General features: G+C 61.8%; 15 protein-coding genes. 10 read left to right on the top strand and 5 right to left on the bottom strand.

Annotated features, from left to right (window positions below; genetic code table 11):
- Positions 1–138 precede the first annotated feature (138 nt).
- From G6N78_RS06910 to G6N78_RS06890, 5 genes are all read left to right on the top strand, one after another.
- Entirely contained in the window at positions 139–879 is a 741-nt protein-coding gene (locus G6N78_RS06910) for a helix-turn-helix transcriptional regulator (protein ID WP_165216882.1), read from the top strand.
- A 118-nt stretch (positions 880–997) separates the two neighbouring features.
- Entirely contained in the window at positions 998–4,456 is a 3,459-nt protein-coding gene (gene pyc / locus G6N78_RS06905) for a pyruvate carboxylase (protein WP_165216880.1), read from the top strand.
- Between the two features lie 161 nt (positions 4,457–4,617).
- Positions 4,618–5,811, top strand: coding sequence for an MFS transporter (locus G6N78_RS06900; protein WP_370691492.1), 1,194 nt, complete (start codon positions 4,618–4,620; stop codon positions 5,809–5,811).
- Between the two features lie 81 nt (positions 5,812–5,892).
- Positions 5,893–7,137, top strand: a complete 1,245-nt coding sequence (gene ispG, locus G6N78_RS06895) for a flavodoxin-dependent (E)-4-hydroxy-3-methylbut-2-enyl-diphosphate synthase (RefSeq protein WP_165216878.1) — start codon at positions 5,893–5,895, stop codon at positions 7,135–7,137.
- Between the two features lie 82 nt (positions 7,138–7,219).
- Entirely contained in the window at positions 7,220–7,885 is a 666-nt protein-coding gene (locus tag G6N78_RS06890; protein ID WP_165216876.1) for a YiaD family glycine zipper/OmpA-like lipoprotein, read from the top strand.
- 66 nt (positions 7,886–7,951) lie between these two features.
- Here G6N78_RS06890 and G6N78_RS06885 read toward each other — a convergent pair whose 3' ends face one another.
- Both G6N78_RS06885 and G6N78_RS06880 read right to left on the bottom strand, forming a co-directional pair.
- Positions 7,952–8,593, bottom strand: coding sequence for a LysE family translocator (locus G6N78_RS06885; protein WP_165216875.1), 642 nt, complete (start codon positions 8,591–8,593; stop codon positions 7,952–7,954).
- Positions 8,594–8,719: 126 nt separating this feature from the next.
- Positions 8,720–9,634 carry a polyprenyl synthetase family protein gene (locus G6N78_RS06880; RefSeq protein ID WP_165221391.1) on the bottom strand — a complete coding sequence of 305 codons (915 nt, stop codon included), beginning with the start codon at positions 9,632–9,634 and terminating at the stop codon, positions 8,720–8,722.
- A 140-nt stretch (positions 9,635–9,774) separates the two neighbouring features.
- On the opposite strand from G6N78_RS06880, the gene G6N78_RS06875 reads away from it, so the two are divergent.
- The 3 genes from G6N78_RS06875 (at position 9,775) to rpmF (ending at position 11,579) form a co-directional block, all read left to right on the top strand.
- A complete protein-coding gene (locus G6N78_RS06875; protein WP_370691491.1) occupies positions 9,775–10,518 on the top strand; it encodes a biosynthetic peptidoglycan transglycosylase in 744 nt (247 codons plus the stop codon).
- A gap of 75 nt (positions 10,519–10,593) precedes the next feature.
- The gene (locus G6N78_RS06870; protein WP_165216873.1) at positions 10,594–11,241 is read left to right on the top strand and encodes a glutathione S-transferase family protein; all 648 of its coding nucleotides are present in this window, start codon (positions 10,594–10,596) and stop codon (positions 11,239–11,241) included.
- A 152-nt stretch (positions 11,242–11,393) separates the two neighbouring features.
- Positions 11,394–11,579, top strand: a complete 186-nt coding sequence (rpmF, locus tag G6N78_RS06865) for a 50S ribosomal protein L32 (protein ID WP_092999643.1) — start codon at positions 11,394–11,396, stop codon at positions 11,577–11,579.
- A gap of 162 nt (positions 11,580–11,741) precedes the next feature.
- On the opposite strand, the gene phaR is transcribed toward rpmF, so the two are convergent.
- Positions 11,742–12,332, bottom strand: coding sequence for a polyhydroxyalkanoate synthesis repressor PhaR (gene phaR, locus G6N78_RS06860; RefSeq protein WP_165216871.1), 591 nt, complete (start codon positions 12,330–12,332; stop codon positions 11,742–11,744).
- A gap of 237 nt (positions 12,333–12,569) precedes the next feature.
- On the opposite strand from phaR, the gene G6N78_RS06855 reads away from it, so the two are divergent.
- Together G6N78_RS06855 and G6N78_RS06850 are read left to right on the top strand one after the other, a co-directional pair.
- Positions 12,570–13,751, top strand: coding sequence for an acetyl-CoA C-acetyltransferase (locus G6N78_RS06855; RefSeq protein WP_165216869.1), 1,182 nt, complete (start codon positions 12,570–12,572; stop codon positions 13,749–13,751).
- A gap of 84 nt (positions 13,752–13,835) precedes the next feature.
- Positions 13,836–14,561, top strand: a complete 726-nt coding sequence (locus G6N78_RS06850; RefSeq protein ID WP_165216867.1) for a beta-ketoacyl-ACP reductase — start codon at positions 13,836–13,838, stop codon at positions 14,559–14,561.
- Positions 14,562–14,728: 167 nt separating this feature from the next.
- On the opposite strand, the gene G6N78_RS06845 is transcribed toward G6N78_RS06850, so the two are convergent.
- Positions 14,729–14,983, bottom strand: a complete 255-nt coding sequence (locus G6N78_RS06845; protein WP_165216865.1) for a YMGG-like glycine zipper-containing protein — start codon at positions 14,981–14,983, stop codon at positions 14,729–14,731.
- Positions 14,984–15,022: 39 nt separating this feature from the next.
- Positions 15,023–15,178, bottom strand: a complete 156-nt coding sequence (locus tag G6N78_RS06840) for a DUF3309 family protein (RefSeq protein WP_165216863.1) — start codon at positions 15,176–15,178, stop codon at positions 15,023–15,025.
- Between the last annotated feature and the right edge of the window lie 407 nt (positions 15,179–15,585).

Here is a 15,585-nt window from a genome sequence, read left to right as displayed (position 1 = left end):
GGAATATAGCCCAGTGTCAGAAATCGCCTAGCGAAATTCAGGGATTGCTAACCCCATCTCAGCAGGTTGGCGCCCAAGCATTTTAACGATTGGTTTAACTCTTAAGGTAGCTGTGAATAGCCACAGCAGGGGGGATGAGTGAAGATTCACTCCATTCTGCAGCTTCTTGTGCTGATCAACGAATCGAAAACACAGGCAGAAGTTGCTGCAGAGCTCGAAACGCTTCTGCGCGCCTACGGATTTGAGTTCTACGGCCTCTGGCTGCATCACCGTGCTGATTCCGCACGGTCCGAGGTGGCCCTGATGGATAGCTGGCCGGACGGCTGGCAGGCGTTGTACATGACGCGCAAATATGGTCTGGTGGATCCGATCCGCCGGATGCTGGCTTCCGCGCAGCGTCCCTTCCGGTGGCGCGACGCCATTCATGCTTTTCGTGACGATCCCTATCGCAAACGCGTGCTGCGGTTGATGCAGGACGCGGCCAAGTTCAACCTCCTGGATGGGTACGTCTTTCCGATCTTCGGCAAGACGGGGCTGATCGGCCAGTTCAGCATCAGCGGAGCGTCGATCGAGTTATCCCCCGTGGAACTGGCGCTGTTTGAGACGGCGGGGCGAAGGATCTTCTGGCGTATCCTGGAACTGCAGGGTCTGGCGCCTGAACTCGATCGCTGCGAGACCCTTGATGCCGATCTGACCAAACGGCAGATGGAAGTGTTGATCCTGCTGGCCGACGGCATGACCTCCAATGAGGTGGCGAAGGAACTCAGCATCTCCAACCACACTGTGGATTGGTACATCAACATCATCCAGGAGAAGTTCAACGCCAAGAACCGGCAACATGTGATTGCCATCGCCTTCCGCCTCGGTCTGATTACCTGACGCCAAGCTGACAGAAATTCGATTGGAATGGCCGGCGGGAAATTGCACTTCGCTAAAAAGCCGTTAATGATCTTCTTCGCGGGTGCAGCATGCCCGACAAAGCGAGTGGGAGATCGTCTTGAAGATATCGAAGATACTTGTCGCCAACCGGTCGGAAATTGCCATTCGCGTGTTCCGCGCGGCCAATGAACTGGGTGTCAAAACGGTCGCGATCTGGGCGGAAGAAGACAAACTCTCCCTGCATCGTTTCAAGGCGGATGAAAGCTATCAGGTTGGACGCGGGCCACATCTTGCCCGCGATCTCGGACCCATCGAAAGTTATCTGTCGATCCCGGAAGTCATCCGGGTGGCCAAGGCCTCCGGCGCGGATGCGATCCATCCAGGCTATGGGCTGCTCTCCGAAAGCCCGGAATTCGTCGAGGCCTGCAACGCGGCCGGCATCATCTTCATCGGACCGACAGCCGATACCATGCGCCAGCTCGGCAACAAGGTGGCCGCCCGCAATTTGGCGATCTCTGTGGGCGTTCCGGTCGTACCCGCCACCGAGCCGCTGCCGGACGACATCGAAACCGTGAAGAAGATGGCCGCCGAGATCGGCTATCCGGTGATGCTGAAGGCTTCCTGGGGCGGCGGTGGACGCGGCATGCGCGTCATCCGCTCCGAGGCCGATCTTGCCAAGGAAGTCACGGAAGCTAAGCGCGAGGCGATGGCGGCTTTCGGCAAGGACGAGGTCTATCTCGAAAAGCTGGTGGAGCGTGCGCGGCACGTGGAAAGCCAGGTGCTGGGCGATACCCACGGCAATGTCGTGCATCTCTTCGAGCGCGACTGCTCGATCCAGCGCCGCAACCAGAAAGTCGTCGAGCGGGCACCGGCACCCTACCTTTCCGAGGCGCAACGCCAGGAACTCGCCGGTTATTCGCTGAAGATCGCAGCCGCCACGAATTATATCGGCGCCGGCACGGTCGAATATCTCATGGATGCCGATACGGGCAAATTCTACTTCATCGAAGTCAACCCGCGCATCCAGGTCGAGCATACGGTGACCGAAGTCGTCACCGGCATCGATATCGTCAAGGCGCAGATCCACATCCTCGAAGGCGAGGCGATCGGCACGCCGGAATCGGGCGTTCCGGCGCAGGAAAACATCCGCCTCAACGGCCACGCGCTGCAGTGCCGCATCACGACGGAAGATCCGGAACAGAACTTCATTCCCGACTACGGTCGCATCACCGCCTATCGTTCGGCGGCGGGTTTCGGCATTCGCCTTGATGGCGGCACGGCCTATACGGGTGCGATCATCACCCGCTATTACGACCCGCTGCTCGTCAAGGTGACGGCGTCCGGCGGCACCCCGCAGGAAGCGATCAGCCGCATGGACCGTGCGCTGCGCGAGTTCCGTATCCGCGGCGTGGCAACCAACCTCACCTTCCTCGAAGCTATCATCGGCCATCCCAGCTTCCGCGACAATTCCTACACGACGCGCTTCATCGACACGACGCCGGAACTCTTCCAGCAGGTGAAGCGGCAGGACCGCGCCACCAAGCTGCTGACCTATCTGGCGGATGTCACGGTCAATGGCCATCCGGAGGTCAAGGGACGCCCGAAGCCGTCTGAGAAGGCGCCGAAGCCAGTCGTTCCTTACATCAACGGCGATGTGCCGGCCGGCACGAAGCAGAAGCTGGATGAGCTTGGCCCCGAGGGGTTTGCCGCCTGGATGCGGGCGCAGCCGCAGGTGCTATTGACCGACACCACCATGCGCGACGGACACCAGTCGCTGCTGGCCACCCGCATGCGTACCTTCGACATCGCCCGCATTGCGCCGGTCTATGCGCGGGCGCTGCCGAACCTCTTCTCGCTGGAATGCTGGGGTGGCGCCACCTTCGACGTTTCCATGCGCTTCCTGACGGAAGATCCGTGGGAGCGCCTGGCACTGATCCGCGAAGGGGCGCCGAACTTCCTGCTGCAGATGCTGCTGCGCGGTGCGAACGGCGTCGGCTACACCAATTACCCGGACAATGTGGTGAAGTATTTCGTCCGGCAGGCGGCGAAGGGCGGGATCGACCTGTTCCGCGTGTTCGACTGCCTGAACTGGGTCGATAACATGCGCGTCTCCATGGATGCGGTCCAGGAGGAGAACAAGCTCTGCGAGGCAACGATCTGCTATACCGGCGATCTGCTCAACAGCGCACGGCCGAAATACGACCTGAAATACTACACGGCCCTTGCTGCCGAACTGGAAAAGGCCGGTGCGCATATCATCGCCGTGAAGGACATGGCGGGTCTCCTGAAGCCGGCGGCGGCGCGTGTGCTGTTCAAGGCGCTGCGCGAGGCAACGGACCTGCCGATCCATTTCCACACGCACGACACCTCCGGCATTGCGGCGGCAACGGTGCTGGCGGCGGTCGATTCCGGCGTCGATGCGGTCGATGCCGCCATGGATGCGTTTTCCGGCAACACCTCGCAGCCCTGCCTCGGTTCCATCGTCGAGGCACTGTCGGGCACGGAACGTGATCCGGGCCTCGATCCAGCCTGGATCCGCCGCATCTCGTTCTACTGGGAGGCCGTGCGCCACCAGTACGCGGCCTTTGAAAGCGATCTCAAGGGGCCTGCCTCGGAAGTCTATCTGCACGAAATGCCGGGCGGTCAGTTCACCAACCTCAAGGAGCAGGCCCGTTCTCTGGGGCTCGAAACCCGCTGGCACGAGGTTGCGCAGACCTATGCAGACGTGAACCAGATGTTCGGCGATATCGTCAAGGTCACGCCCTCGTCCAAGGTCGTCGGCGACATGGCGCTGATGATGGTCTCGCAGGACCTGACGGTGGCCGATGTAGAAAACCCGGACAAGGACATCGCCTTTCCGGATTCGGTCGTCTCGATGCTGAAGGGCGATCTGGGCCAGCCCCCGGGCGGCTGGCCGGAAGCGCTGCAGAAGAAGGCGCTGAAGGGCGACAAGCCCTATACCGAACGCCCCGGCTCGCTGCTGAAGCAGGCGGATCTCGATGCCGAGCGCAAGGGGATCGAGGAGAAGCTCGGCCGCGCGGTCGATGACTTCGAATTCGCCAGCTACCTGATGTATCCGAAGGTCTTCACCGATTTCGCGCTGGCCTCCGATACCTATGGCCCGGTCTCGGTTCTGCCGACGCCCGCCTATTTCTATGGCATGGCGGATGGCGAGGAACTGTTTGCCGATATCGAGAAGGGCAAGACGCTCGTCGTCGTCAATCAGGCGGCGAGTGCGCCGGATGCGCAAGGGCTCGTGACCGTCTTCTTCGAACTGAACGGCCAGCCGCGCCGCATCAAGGTGCCGGATCGCAGCCGGGCTGCCTCCAGCGTGGCGCGCCGCAAGGCGGAAGCCGGCAATGCCGCGCATCTCGGCGCGCCGATGCCGGGCGTCATTTCCCGCGTCTTCGTGGCGGCCGGACAGAAGGTCAAGGCAGGCGACGTGCTGCTCTCCATCGAAGCGATGAAGATGGAAACCGCGCTGCATGCCGAGCGGGATGGCGATGTCTTAGAAGTGCTGGTGAAGGCCGGCGACCAGATTGACGCCAAAGACCTGCTGATCGTCTACGCGTCTTGACGGTGAAGAGGGGAGGCGGCGCCAAGTGCTGCCTCCCTTCCTTTTATCAGCGCGTTGATCTTTCCATTGCGATACAAAACGTTATCTCGTTGACCGTCGCGTGACGGTTGCAGTCGATCTTCGTTTTCTTATGCTGCCCGCGCCATATCAAGGACAGCCCCATGGACATGATCGAGCCGTCTCTCACCACGCCGTCGCGCGCCCCCATCGTCACCCGCGAACGGGCTGCCGTCGCGCTGATGTTCCTGATGAACGGTTTCCTGATCGGAGCCTGGGCACCGAAAATTCCGGAATTTGCCGCCCGCCTGTCGCTCAGCGAAAGCGCGCTCGGCCTGATGATCCTCGTCTTTGGTGTCGGCTCCATCGTGATGATGCCGATCGGTGGTATCCAGATCGCCCGGTTCGGCTCGACCTGGGTCACGCGGATCACCGCCCTGCTCGTGCTGCCGACCTTGCTGCTGCTGAGCCTGGTCGGCAGTGTCTGGACGGGCGCCATCGCGATCTTTCTGTTCGGCGGCCTGATTGGCGCGATGGATGTGGCGATGAACGCCAATGCCGTGGTGACCGAAAAGCAGATGCGGCGCTCCATCATGTCCTCTTGCCATGCCTTCTGGAGTCTCGGCGGCCTCTTGGGCTCGGCGAGTGGCGGGGTGTTGATCGCCTGGCTCGGTGTGGTCGGTCACGGTTTGCTGGTCAGTGGTCTCGCGGCGGTCATGGTCATCATTGCCTGGCCGATGCTGGTGGCCGACAAACCGCATCCGGAAGAGGCGAAACAGAAGGTGCGCCTGCCGATGACGCCGCTTCCCTGGTTGATCGGGCTTGTCGCGCTGTTCAGCATGATTCCGGAGGGTGCGGTGCTGGATTGGGGTGCCCTCTACTTCCGCAACGAACTTGGCGCCTCGGTGGAACTCTCGGGGCTCGCCTTCGGCGCCTTTTCGCTCACCATGGCGACCATGCGCTTTGCCGGCGATCTGGTGCGTGATCGGTTCGGCGCGGTCAATACGCTGCGGTTCTGCACGGTGATGTCGATCATCGGACTGGCAACGGCCGGCATGGCGAACGGGCCAGTGATGGCGATGATCGGCTTTGCGATTGCCGGTATCGGCATTTCCAACATGGTGCCGATCGCCTTTTCCGCCGCCGGCAACCTGCCGGGCATGGCGCAGGGCATCGGCCTCTCGGTCGTCACGACCATGGGTTATTCGGGCATTCTCGTTGCGCCGTCCGCCATCGGTTTCATCGCCGAGCATACGGGGCTTGCGGCCATCTTCCTCGGCCTGCCGGTCCTGCATCTGGTTGTTCTTTTGCTCTCCGGACTGGCACGCCATGCAGACCGCGCGCCCGGTCCGCAGTAACGTGATGAGGCGCAGGTGTTGACAAGGCACCCTGCTTGATCCACCTGAAGGGCACTTTCTCCCACAGTCGCGAGAGTTTCCATGCCTGCCGATTATAATCCCAAGCCACGCCGTGCCTCGGTTGCCGTTGATGTGGGCGGCGTGATTGTCGGGGGCGGCGCGCCGGTCGTCGTCCAGTCGATGACGAACACCGATACGGCGGATGTGGATGCGACGGTGGCCCAGGTGGCGGCGCTGTTCCAGTCGGGCTCCGAGATCGTCCGCATCACGGTCGATCGCGACGAGAGCGCTGCCGCTGTGCCGAAAATCCGCGAGCGGTTGCTGCGGCTCGGCATGGATGTGCCGCTCGTCGGCGACTTTCATTATATTGGCCACAAGCTGCTCGCCGATCATCCGGCCTGTGCCGAGGCGCTGGCTAAGTATCGCATCAATCCCGGCAATGTCGGCTTCAAGGACAAGAAGGACAAGCAGTTCGCCGATATCATCGAGATGGCGATCCGCTACGACAAGCCGGTGCGCATCGGCGTCAACTGGGGCTCGCTGGACCAGGAATTGTTAACCCGGCTGATGGACGAGAACCAGACGAACGGTTCGCCGCTCTCGGCCCGCCAGGTCATGCACGAGGCGATCTGTCAGTCCGCGCTGCTGTCTGCGGAACTGGCGGAAGAGATCGGCCTGCCGCGCAACCGGATCATCCTGTCGGCCAAGGTGAGCCAAGTGCAGGACCTGATCGCCGTCTATGGCATGCTGGCGGAACGCTCCGACCACGCGTTGCACCTCGGCCTCACCGAGGCCGGCATGGGCTCGAAGGGCATCGTCGCCTCCTCGGCAGCCATGGGTTACGTGTTGCAACAGGGAATTGGCGATACGATCCGCGTCTCGCTGACCCCCGAGCCGAACGGTGACCGCACCCGCGAGGTTCAGGTGGCGCAGGAACTGCTGCAGGTGATGGGCTTCCGCCAGTTCATCCCCGTCGTGGCCGCCTGCCCCGGCTGCGGGCGCACCACCTCGACCGTCTTCCAGGAACTCGCTCAGCGCATTCAGGAGGACATCCGCAAGAACATGCCGGTCTGGCGCGAAAAATATCCGGGCGTCGAAGCGCTGAACGTCGCGGTGATGGGCTGCATCGTCAATGGTCCGGGTGAAAGCAAGCATGCCGATATCGGCATTTCGCTGCCCGGCACGGGTGAGACGCCGGCAGCCCCCGTCTTCATCGACGGACAGAAGGCGCTGACGCTGCGTGGCCCCAACATCGCCGCCGATTTCGAGGCGCTGGTCGCCGACTACATTGAAAAGCGCTTCGGCCAGAGAACGGCTGCGGAGTAATCACTGTCGCTCTCGACCACCTCGCTATTGCCGCAATTCATGATAAAGGAACGGCGAGCGAAATGACGGGGATGATGATTCCATGCTGAAAAAAATCGCGATTGTCGCCATGTGCGCGACCTATCTGTCTGCCTGCACCACGACTGATCCCTATACCGGCCAGCAGAAGGTGTCGAACACCGCTGGCGGGGCTGCGATCGGTGCCGGCCTTGGTGCGCTGGCGGGTCTTGCCATCGGCAATTCGCCTGTCGGTCGCCGCAATGCTGCGCTGATCGGCGCCGGCGTCGGTGCGCTTGCCGGTGGCGCGATCGGCAACTATATGGACCAGCAGGAATCCGAGCTGCGCGCGCAGCTGCAGGGCACCGGGGTTTCCGTGACCCGTGTCGGCGACCGCATTATCCTCAACATGCCGTCGAACATCACCTTCCCGACTGATCAGGACCAGGTCCTGCCGGGCTTCTACGCGACGCTGAACTCGGTCGCACTGGTGCTGAACAAGTTCAACCGCACTCTGGTGGATGTCAACGGCCATACGGATTCGACCGGCAGCGCCGCCCACAACCAGGGCCTTTCGGAACGTCGCGCCGCGTCGGTTGCCAATTACCTCGCCACGCGCGGGGTCGATCAGCGCCGCATGTCGACGCTCGGTTTCGGCGCCTCGCAGCCGATCGCGTCGAACGCCACGCCGGACGGACGGGCACAGAACCGCCGCGTCGAAGTGGCGATCGCGCCGATCACGACGAACTGATCGTGACATTGCTCAAGTCAACACAAAGGCGTCGCATCCGCGGCGCCTTTGTCGTTTGGCCTGATATTAAAACGCGCTGCTGATCATCTTCACGCCGGCGGCGCCGAACATCGCGGCCATCAGCGCATCGAGCGGGCGCCGGGCGCTCTGGTAGAGGCGGGCAGCGCGTTTCGTCGAAAACAGCAATGCGTATCCGATAAAGATCGTGAGGCCGGTTGCCAGGCAACCGCCGACGATCAGCGCGACGGCACTGCCCGAGGCGCCGGCCGGCAGGCCGAGCGAGATGATCGCCACCCAGGCGAAGACGGCCTTCGGGTTGGTCAGGTGGATGGCATAACCGGTCAGGAAGGTGCGTCGGATGCTTGTTTCCACTGCGATGGTCGGCAGGTCTCCCCGCACCGTTGGACGCAGGGCGCCACGGGAGGCCTTGTAGGCGAGGTAGAGCAGGTAAAATCCGCCGACGATCTTCAGCACGTTCAGGACTTCCGCATAGCGGGTCAACAGGGCCGCCATGCCGAGCGCTGCAGCCATCGCCCAGGTGAACGAGCCGGCAAAGATGCCGAGCGCAATCGTCAGGCCGCGCTGGCGCCCTTGGTTGAGCGAGGTGGATATGATGGCGATGATCGCCGGACCGGGGCTGATCACGGCCACCAGATAGAGCATGTAGGCGGCGGCAACCTGCGGCAGGTTCTGCATCAATTCGGACATGGGGATCTCATGGTTTCGAGTGTGCGGCGAGCATAGGCGCGAATGCTCCCGCTTTCACGCGAAGAGAATTGATGGCGTGGCGCACTTTCCGTGATGGATGGTCACTTCACCCTTCGCGACCAGGCGTCAATGTGTCCGGTTGGCGACGTAGCGGGCGGTGGCGATCAGCATGGCGGCCTTGTCGCCATAGGGGGAGAGGGTGGCGACAGCCTCTGACACAAGCTGGTCGAGGCGCTGTTCTGCCCAGTCGAGCCCGTGCAGGCCGACCAGTGTTGCCTTGCCGCGTCCGGCATCCTTGCCGGTCGCCTTGCCCATGGTCTCGGCATCCGAGGTAATGTCCAGCACGTCGTCGGCGATCTGGAAGGCAAGGCCGATGATTTCGCCGAAGCGACGCAGGCGCGTCCGGTCCTCGGCGGAGGCGCCGGCGATGACGGGTCCCATCTCGCAGGCAAACCGCAGCAGCGCGCCGGTCTTCATCGCCTGCAGCGTCACGATGCCTTGTTCGTCGGGTACGGTCGTTTCTGCAGCCAGATCGAGCGCCTGGCCGCCGGCCATTCCGCCAAGGCCGGCGGCGCGGGCGAGCGCCAGCATCACCTGTACCTTCCGGTCGGCGGCAAGATCGGTTTCCGGCGCGCCGATAATGTCGAAGGCATAGGTCAGCAGGCTGTCGCCGGCGAGAATGGCGGTGGCCTCGTCGAAGGCCTTGTGCACCGTCGGCTTGCCGCGGCGCAGGTCGTCGTCGTCCATGGCGGGAAGATCGTCATGGATGAGGGAATAGCTGTGCAGACATTCGAGTGCTGCACCGATGCGCGCGGCAGCGGAGGCCGAGCCATCAAAGAGGGCGGTGCTTTCCTGCAGCAGAAAAGGTCTCAGCCGCTTGCCGCCGTTCAGCGTGCCGTAGCGCATGGCAGCCAGCAGGTGCGCGGGCCGCGCGATCTCGTCTTCCAGCGCGCTGTCCCCCAGAAGGGTCGAAATCAGCTGTTGCGTGCGGGCCGCGCTGTCGCGCAGATGGGTCTCGAAGGAAGTCGGATCGCTCGTCATCATGTCGGTTCCTTGGCACGGCGGGCGGCCTTCTGGCAACGGAGATTTGGTGGAAAGCCCGTGTTTGAAGGCGGTCAGACTGGCTTTCACGGGCACCTGCGGTTATATCCGGCAGGGAGTGACGAAAACGAGTGGGACATTTGGACGATACACCCGAGCGGCAGCCCGTAGAGGAGGAGCCCTTGCCGAGATCGGGGCGCAGCACATCCATCTCCGCTATTCTGAAACGCGCCGTCCTCGTGCTCGGCGGCCTTCTGGTCCTGCCCTATGCGCTGGTGCTCATCTACGCCCTGCCGTTCATCCATCCCGTTTCCACCCTGATGGTGGCCGATCTTGCGACGTTGAAGGGCTATGACCGACGCTGGGTCTCGCTCGATGAGATGGCGCCGGTGCTGGTTCAGTCGGTGATGATGTCGGAGGATGGACAGTTCTGCTTTCACGGCGGCGTGGACTGGGTGCAGATGCGCGGCGTGGTGCAGGATGCACTCGATGGCGAAGCAACGCGCGGCGCCAGCACGATCCCGATGCAGACGGTGAAGAACCTGTTCCTCTGGAACAGCCGCTCCTTCGTGCGCAAGCTGCTGGAAATTCCGCTGGCGCTCTGGGCGGATCTCGTCTGGTCTAAACGGCGGATGATGGAGCTTTACCTGAATGTCGCCGAGTGGGGACCCAGTATCTACGGGATCGAGGCGGCCGCGCATCACCATTTCAAGATTTCTGCCGCCAAGCTCAGCCGTCGGCAGGCGGCACTGCTCGCCGTCTCGCTGCCCAATCCCTATACACGCGTTGCCAGCAAACCCGGGCGCGGCCTACAGCGTCTGGCATCCGTCGTGGAACGCCGGGCACGGGGCTCCGGCGAGTACATCAAATGCCTTTATGACTGATGTCAGCTTTTGTCGTTGGTGGAACGATCAAAGGATCGCTAACGTCCACCTCTGGCAGTCAGCGGGAGATGACGAATGGATGGGCTTGTCCTTTATATCGCCAACAAGAATTATTCCTCCTGGTCGTTTCGGCCATGGATCGCCCTGAAGGCGGCGGGGATCGACTTCGAAGAGGTGCTGATCCCCTTCAATGATGATGCCAGCAACCCGAAATTCCGGGAGATCTCGCCGACCGGCAAGGTTCCGGTGCTGCATCACGGCAGCCTGCAGGTGTGGGAATCGCTTTCCATCATCGAGTACGTGGCCGAACTCTACCCGGATGCGGGCATCTGGCCCTATGACCCGGCCGACCGCGCCATGGCACGGTCGATTTCCATGGAGATGCTGTCCGGCTTCCGGGCGCTGCGCAATGTCTGCCCGATGAACATGCGGCGCGAGAAGCGGCGGATCGAGACGGGCGCCGACGTGATGGCGGATGTGGCACGGATCACCGAGATCTGGCGCACCATGCGCCAGCGCTCCGGTGGGCCCTTCCTGTTCGGAGCCTTTTCGGCCGCCGATGCCATGTATGCGCCGGTGGTCAACCGCCTCGACGTCTATGATTTCGACCTTGACGAGGAGACCCTGACCTATATGAAGGCGGTGCAGTCTCATCCGGCGTGGGTCGAATGGAAGGCGGCGGCACTTCAGGAAAGCTGGATCGTTCCGGCAGATGAAGCCTGATTCGCCCCGTGCTCCAAAAAATCCGCATGGGGACTGGTCAAGCCCGCTCTTGCCATGTATAAGCCGCGGCAATTTCCGAGATCGAGGCAAGGTCCTGTACGGTCGAAGCCGACCGCGGATTTCGCTTTGCACGCCTATTTGGAGTAACGAGAATGGCAGTACCGAAGAGAAAAGTGAGCCCGTCGAAGCGCGGTATGCGCCGCTCCGCTGACGCGCTGAAGACCCCGACCTATGTCGAAGACAAGAACTCCGGCGAACTGCGCCGTCCGCACCACATCGACCTGAAGACGGGCATGTATCGCGGTCGCCAGGTTCTGACGCCGAAGGAAAGCGCATAATCCTTCACCGGATTGTTGCATGAGGAAGGCCGGCACTGCGACCGGCCTTTTTTGTTGCCCGGATTTTTCCGCGTCTGTCGGGCTCTTCCTGTGTTGTCGGCCGGAACGAAAAAGGGCCGCTTGCGCGACCCTTCAATGCGTTCAATGGCGAATGTGGCGGGCTTACGAGCCGAGGCTGTCCAGCCGTGTCTGAAGCGCGCGCAGCTGTTCCTTCAGTTCGTCGAGATCCTTGGAATCGGGAGCCTTGCGCACCTCCGTCGCCGGCTGCTGACCTGTGGCGCCAAACGGTGAAAACATCTGCATCGCCTGCCGGAACATGTCCGTGTTGCGCCGGACCTGCTCTTCCATGAGTTGCATCGGCATCTGCAGGTTCTTGGTCAGCGGCGTTTCGCCGAAGGCGCGCGTCATCTGCTCGCGCATCTGGGCCTGCTGATCGGCGAAGTTCTTCATCGAATGCTCGAGGAAGGTCGGCACCACCATCTGCATCTGGTCGCCGTAATAGGTGATCAGCTGTCTGAGGAAGGAAATCGGCAACAGGGTGTTTCCGGTTTTCGATTCCTGCTCGAAGATGATCTGCGTCAGAACCGAATGGGTGATGTCGTCGCCGCTCTTGGCGTCCTGCACCACAAAGTCCTCGCCCTTCTTGACCATCTGCGCCAGGTCTTCCAGCGTCACATAGGTGCTGGTGCCTGTATTGTAGAGGCGGCGGTTGGCATATTTTTTAATGACAACCTCACCATCCGTCTTCGCCATCATTGCCTCCTAATCCCGTCAATATGGTTGTGCTGGTATTTCTCTCCCTACCCAACCTTACGCTTAAACAAACGGAACTGACAATCGATTTGTGCAATGCGGAAGCTGCGTCCTGTGCCGGGGCCAAAACAGCAAACTTAACAAATCACAGCAAATTCATCCTTTCGCCCCCTTTGACTTGCGGCCAAAGCTTTGCCAGTCTCCGCATCAACAACTAGGGATATTGAGGAGACATTCATGAGCCAGCCTTCGATCGTCATTGCCTCCGCCGCTCGCACGGCCGTAGGTTCGTTCAACGGGGCCTTTGCCAACGTGGCGGCCCATGAACTGGGAGCCGCCGCCATCAAGGGCGCACTGGAACGCGCCGGCGTCGATACCGGCGAAGTGGATGAAGTCATTCTCGGCCAGGTCCTGCCGGCCGGCGAGGGGCAGAACCCCGCACGCCAGGCCGCCATGAAGGCCGGCGCGCCGAAGGAAGCGACCGCCTGGGGCATCAACCAGCTCTGCGGTTCGGGCCTGCGCGCCGTGGCCCTCGGCATGCAGCAGATTGCGCTTGGCGATGCCAAGATCATCGTCGCCGGTGGCCAGGAATCCATGTCCATGGCGCCGCATTGTGCCCATCTTCGCAACGGCACCAAGATGGGTGACATGAAGATGCTCGACACGATGATCAAGGATGGCCTGACCGATGCCTTCTACGGTTATCACATGGGCATCACGGCGGAGAACATCGCACGTCAGTGGCAGCTTTCGCGTGACGAGCAGGATCAATTTGCGGTTGCTTCGCAGAACAAGGCGGAAGCCGCCCAGGTGGCCGGTCGCTTCAAGGACGAAATCATTCCCTTCATCATCAAGGGCCGCAAGGGCGACGTCACGGTGGATGCGGACGAATATATCCGTGCCGGCGCCACGCTGGACAGCATGACCAAGCTGCGCCCCGCCTTCGACAAGGAAGGCACGGTCACGGCCGGAAACGCGTCGGGCATCAATGACGGTGCGGCTGCCGCTGTCCTGATGACGGAAGCGGAAGCGGTTCGCCGCGGCATCACGCCTCTGGTGCGCATCGTGTCCTGGGCAACGGCCGGCGTCGATCCGCAGATCATGGGCACAGGCCCGATCCCGGCCTCGCGCAAGGCGCTCGAAAAAGCCGGCTGGTCGGTCGGCGATCTGGATCTCGTCGAAGCCAACGAGGCCTTTGCCGCCCAGGCTTGCGCCGTCAACAAGGACATGGGCTGGGATCCGTCGATCGTCAACGTCAACGGCGGTGCCATTGCCATCGGTCACCCGATCGGTGCGTCCGGTGCGCGCGTTCTCAACACGCTCGTGTTCGAGATGAAGCGGCGCGGCGCGAAGAAGGGTCTTGCCACGCTTTGCATCGGCGGCGGCATGGGTGTCGCCATGTGCGTCGAGGCCATGTGATCATTGCATCATCGGTAGTTTAGGCCTTCAGCCGGTCCCAGGAGAAGGACCGGTCGGTTCTCTGTCCAAAGGGGGGAAGTCAGCATGACGAGAGTGGCATTGGTTTCCGGCGGTACGCGCGGCATTGGCGCGGCCATTTCGATCGCGCTGAAATCCGCCGGGTATACGGTGGCGGCGAATTATGCCGGCAATGACGAGCGTGCTCGTGCTTTCCAGGAGGAGACGGGCATTGCCGTCTTCAAATGGGACGTGTCCTCCTATGAGGCCTGTGCCGAAGGCATCGCGAAAGTCGAGGCGGAGGTTGGCCCGATTGGCGTTCTGGTCAACAATGCCGGCATCACGCGCGATGCGATGTTCCACAAGATGACGCCGATGCAGTGGAACGAGGTGATCAACACCAACCTGACCGGCCTCTTCAACATGACGCATCCTGTCTGGAACGGGATGCGGGACCGCTCCTTCGGCCGGATCATCAACATCTCCTCCATCAACGGCCAGAAGGGGCAGATGGGGCAGGCGAACTACTCTGCGGCAAAGGCCGGTGATATCGGTTTCACCAAGGCGCTGGCGCAGGAGGGAGCTGCCAAGAACATCACCGTGAACGCGATCTGCCCCGGTTATATCGCGACCGAAATGGTCATGGCGGTTCCGGAAAAGGTAATGAACGAGCGGATCCTGCCGCAGATCCCGGTCGGTCGACTGGGGCAGCCGGAAGAAATTGCCCGTTGCGTCGTTTTCCTGGCGTCGGATGATGCAGGCTACATCACCGGTTCAACGATTTCGGCCAATGGCGGGCAGTATTTCGCCTGATCCAGCTGATACGTCCTTAAACAGCGTCGAGGCTCGCGCCTCGGCGCTTTTTTGTGTGTGATTGCAGGATGCAGTCTCAGCCGGAGGGCACCTGCCCAGCAAGCATGAAAATGCCGGCGCGGTAAGGCGCCGGCACAGCATGATAGTTCCAGGCGTTCGCTTCAGCCTTAGCGGCAGCGGGCCTCGTAGGTGCGGCCATAACGGTCGCGATAGACGCAGTAGCCGGGGTTCTTCTGGGATTCGCCGATCGCGGCGCCGACCAGGCCACCGGCGACGGCGCCGACAGCCGCGCCACCCCAGCTATTGGTCACGGCACCGCCGATAACGGCGCCGGTGCCGGCGCCGATGGCCGTGCCACGTTCCGTGGTGGTGCACGAGGCGAGCATGGCAACCATGGCCGCAGCCGCAAAAATCTTCTTCATGTCCGACTTCCTTCCCTTGGATGTGCGAATATTCGCAAGTTAAATCCTGCCCATCAGAAGCAGAATGATCAATATCAACACGACGAGGCCGAGACCTCCCGATGGCCCATATCCCCAATTGCGGCTGTGTCCCCAGCTCGGCAAAGCGCCGATCAAAGCCAAGATCAGGATGATCAGGAGGATGGTGCCCAGCATTGTTTTTGTCTCCGAGGCGATTTCTGTGCCGCGAAAACGCTGGATCCGGGTTTTGGTTCCGCACCCCCCAATCGGCTGATGGCCGCCTCCCTCTTGCCCGCCGAACCGCTTCACACCTTGTGAGATGATGCGGTCACGGTCCTGAAGATGAAACGCCGCTTGACTCCTCCTTTTTCGAACAATGGCTCAACAATCTTCTGCCGATTATCTGACGAAGACACGGCTCGTCGCTCATTTCTTCATCGGGTGTCGGCCCTCTTCTGATCTTCTACATCTGGACCTGAACAAAAGCTGAATCCCCTGACGTCAGCGATTCGTTCTCACCCTGTTCTTGCGCTTCCGGCAGGACGGGGCTCGCGGGATAAGTGCTGTTTTTTCAACGGCCGACGGATTTGCCCGCAGGAACG

Origin of the sequence: Allorhizobium pseudoryzae, assembly GCF_011046245.1 — a bacterium.
GTDB lineage: Bacteria > Pseudomonadota > Alphaproteobacteria > Rhizobiales > Rhizobiaceae > Neorhizobium > Neorhizobium pseudoryzae.
Note: the sequence above shows the minus strand (reverse complement) of the source record. Positions and strands in the feature narration are given on the sequence as shown.

Coding starts and splice junctions, on each gene's coding strand:
- G6N78_RS06890 (WP_165216876.1), top strand. CDS start 7,220: ATGCTGAAAAAAATCGCGATTGTCGCCATGTGCGCGACCTATCTGTCT.
- G6N78_RS06845 (WP_165216865.1), bottom strand. CDS start 14,983: ATGAAGAAGATTTTTGCGGCTGCGGCCATGGTTGCCATGCTCGCCTCG.
- phaR (WP_165216871.1), bottom strand. CDS start 12,332: ATGGCGAAGACGGATGGTGAGGTTGTCATTAAAAAATATGCCAACCGC.
- rpmF (WP_092999643.1), top strand. CDS start 11,394: ATGGCAGTACCGAAGAGAAAAGTGAGCCCGTCGAAGCGCGGTATGCGC.
- G6N78_RS06885 (WP_165216875.1), bottom strand. CDS start 8,593: ATGTCCGAATTGATGCAGAACCTGCCGCAGGTTGCCGCCGCCTACATG.
- G6N78_RS06900 (WP_370691492.1), top strand. CDS start 4,618: ATGGACATGATCGAGCCGTCTCTCACCACGCCGTCGCGCGCCCCCATC.
- G6N78_RS06855 (WP_165216869.1), top strand. CDS start 12,570: ATGAGCCAGCCTTCGATCGTCATTGCCTCCGCCGCTCGCACGGCCGTA.
- ispG (WP_165216878.1), top strand. CDS start 5,893: ATGCCTGCCGATTATAATCCCAAGCCACGCCGTGCCTCGGTTGCCGTT.
- G6N78_RS06850 (WP_165216867.1), top strand. CDS start 13,836: ATGACGAGAGTGGCATTGGTTTCCGGCGGTACGCGCGGCATTGGCGCG.
- G6N78_RS06870 (WP_165216873.1), top strand. CDS start 10,594: ATGGATGGGCTTGTCCTTTATATCGCCAACAAGAATTATTCCTCCTGG.
- G6N78_RS06880 (WP_165221391.1), bottom strand. CDS start 9,634: ATGACGAGCGATCCGACTTCCTTCGAGACCCATCTGCGCGACAGCGCG.
- G6N78_RS06840 (WP_165216863.1), bottom strand. CDS start 15,178: ATGCTGGGCACCATCCTCCTGATCATCCTGATCTTGGCTTTGATCGGC.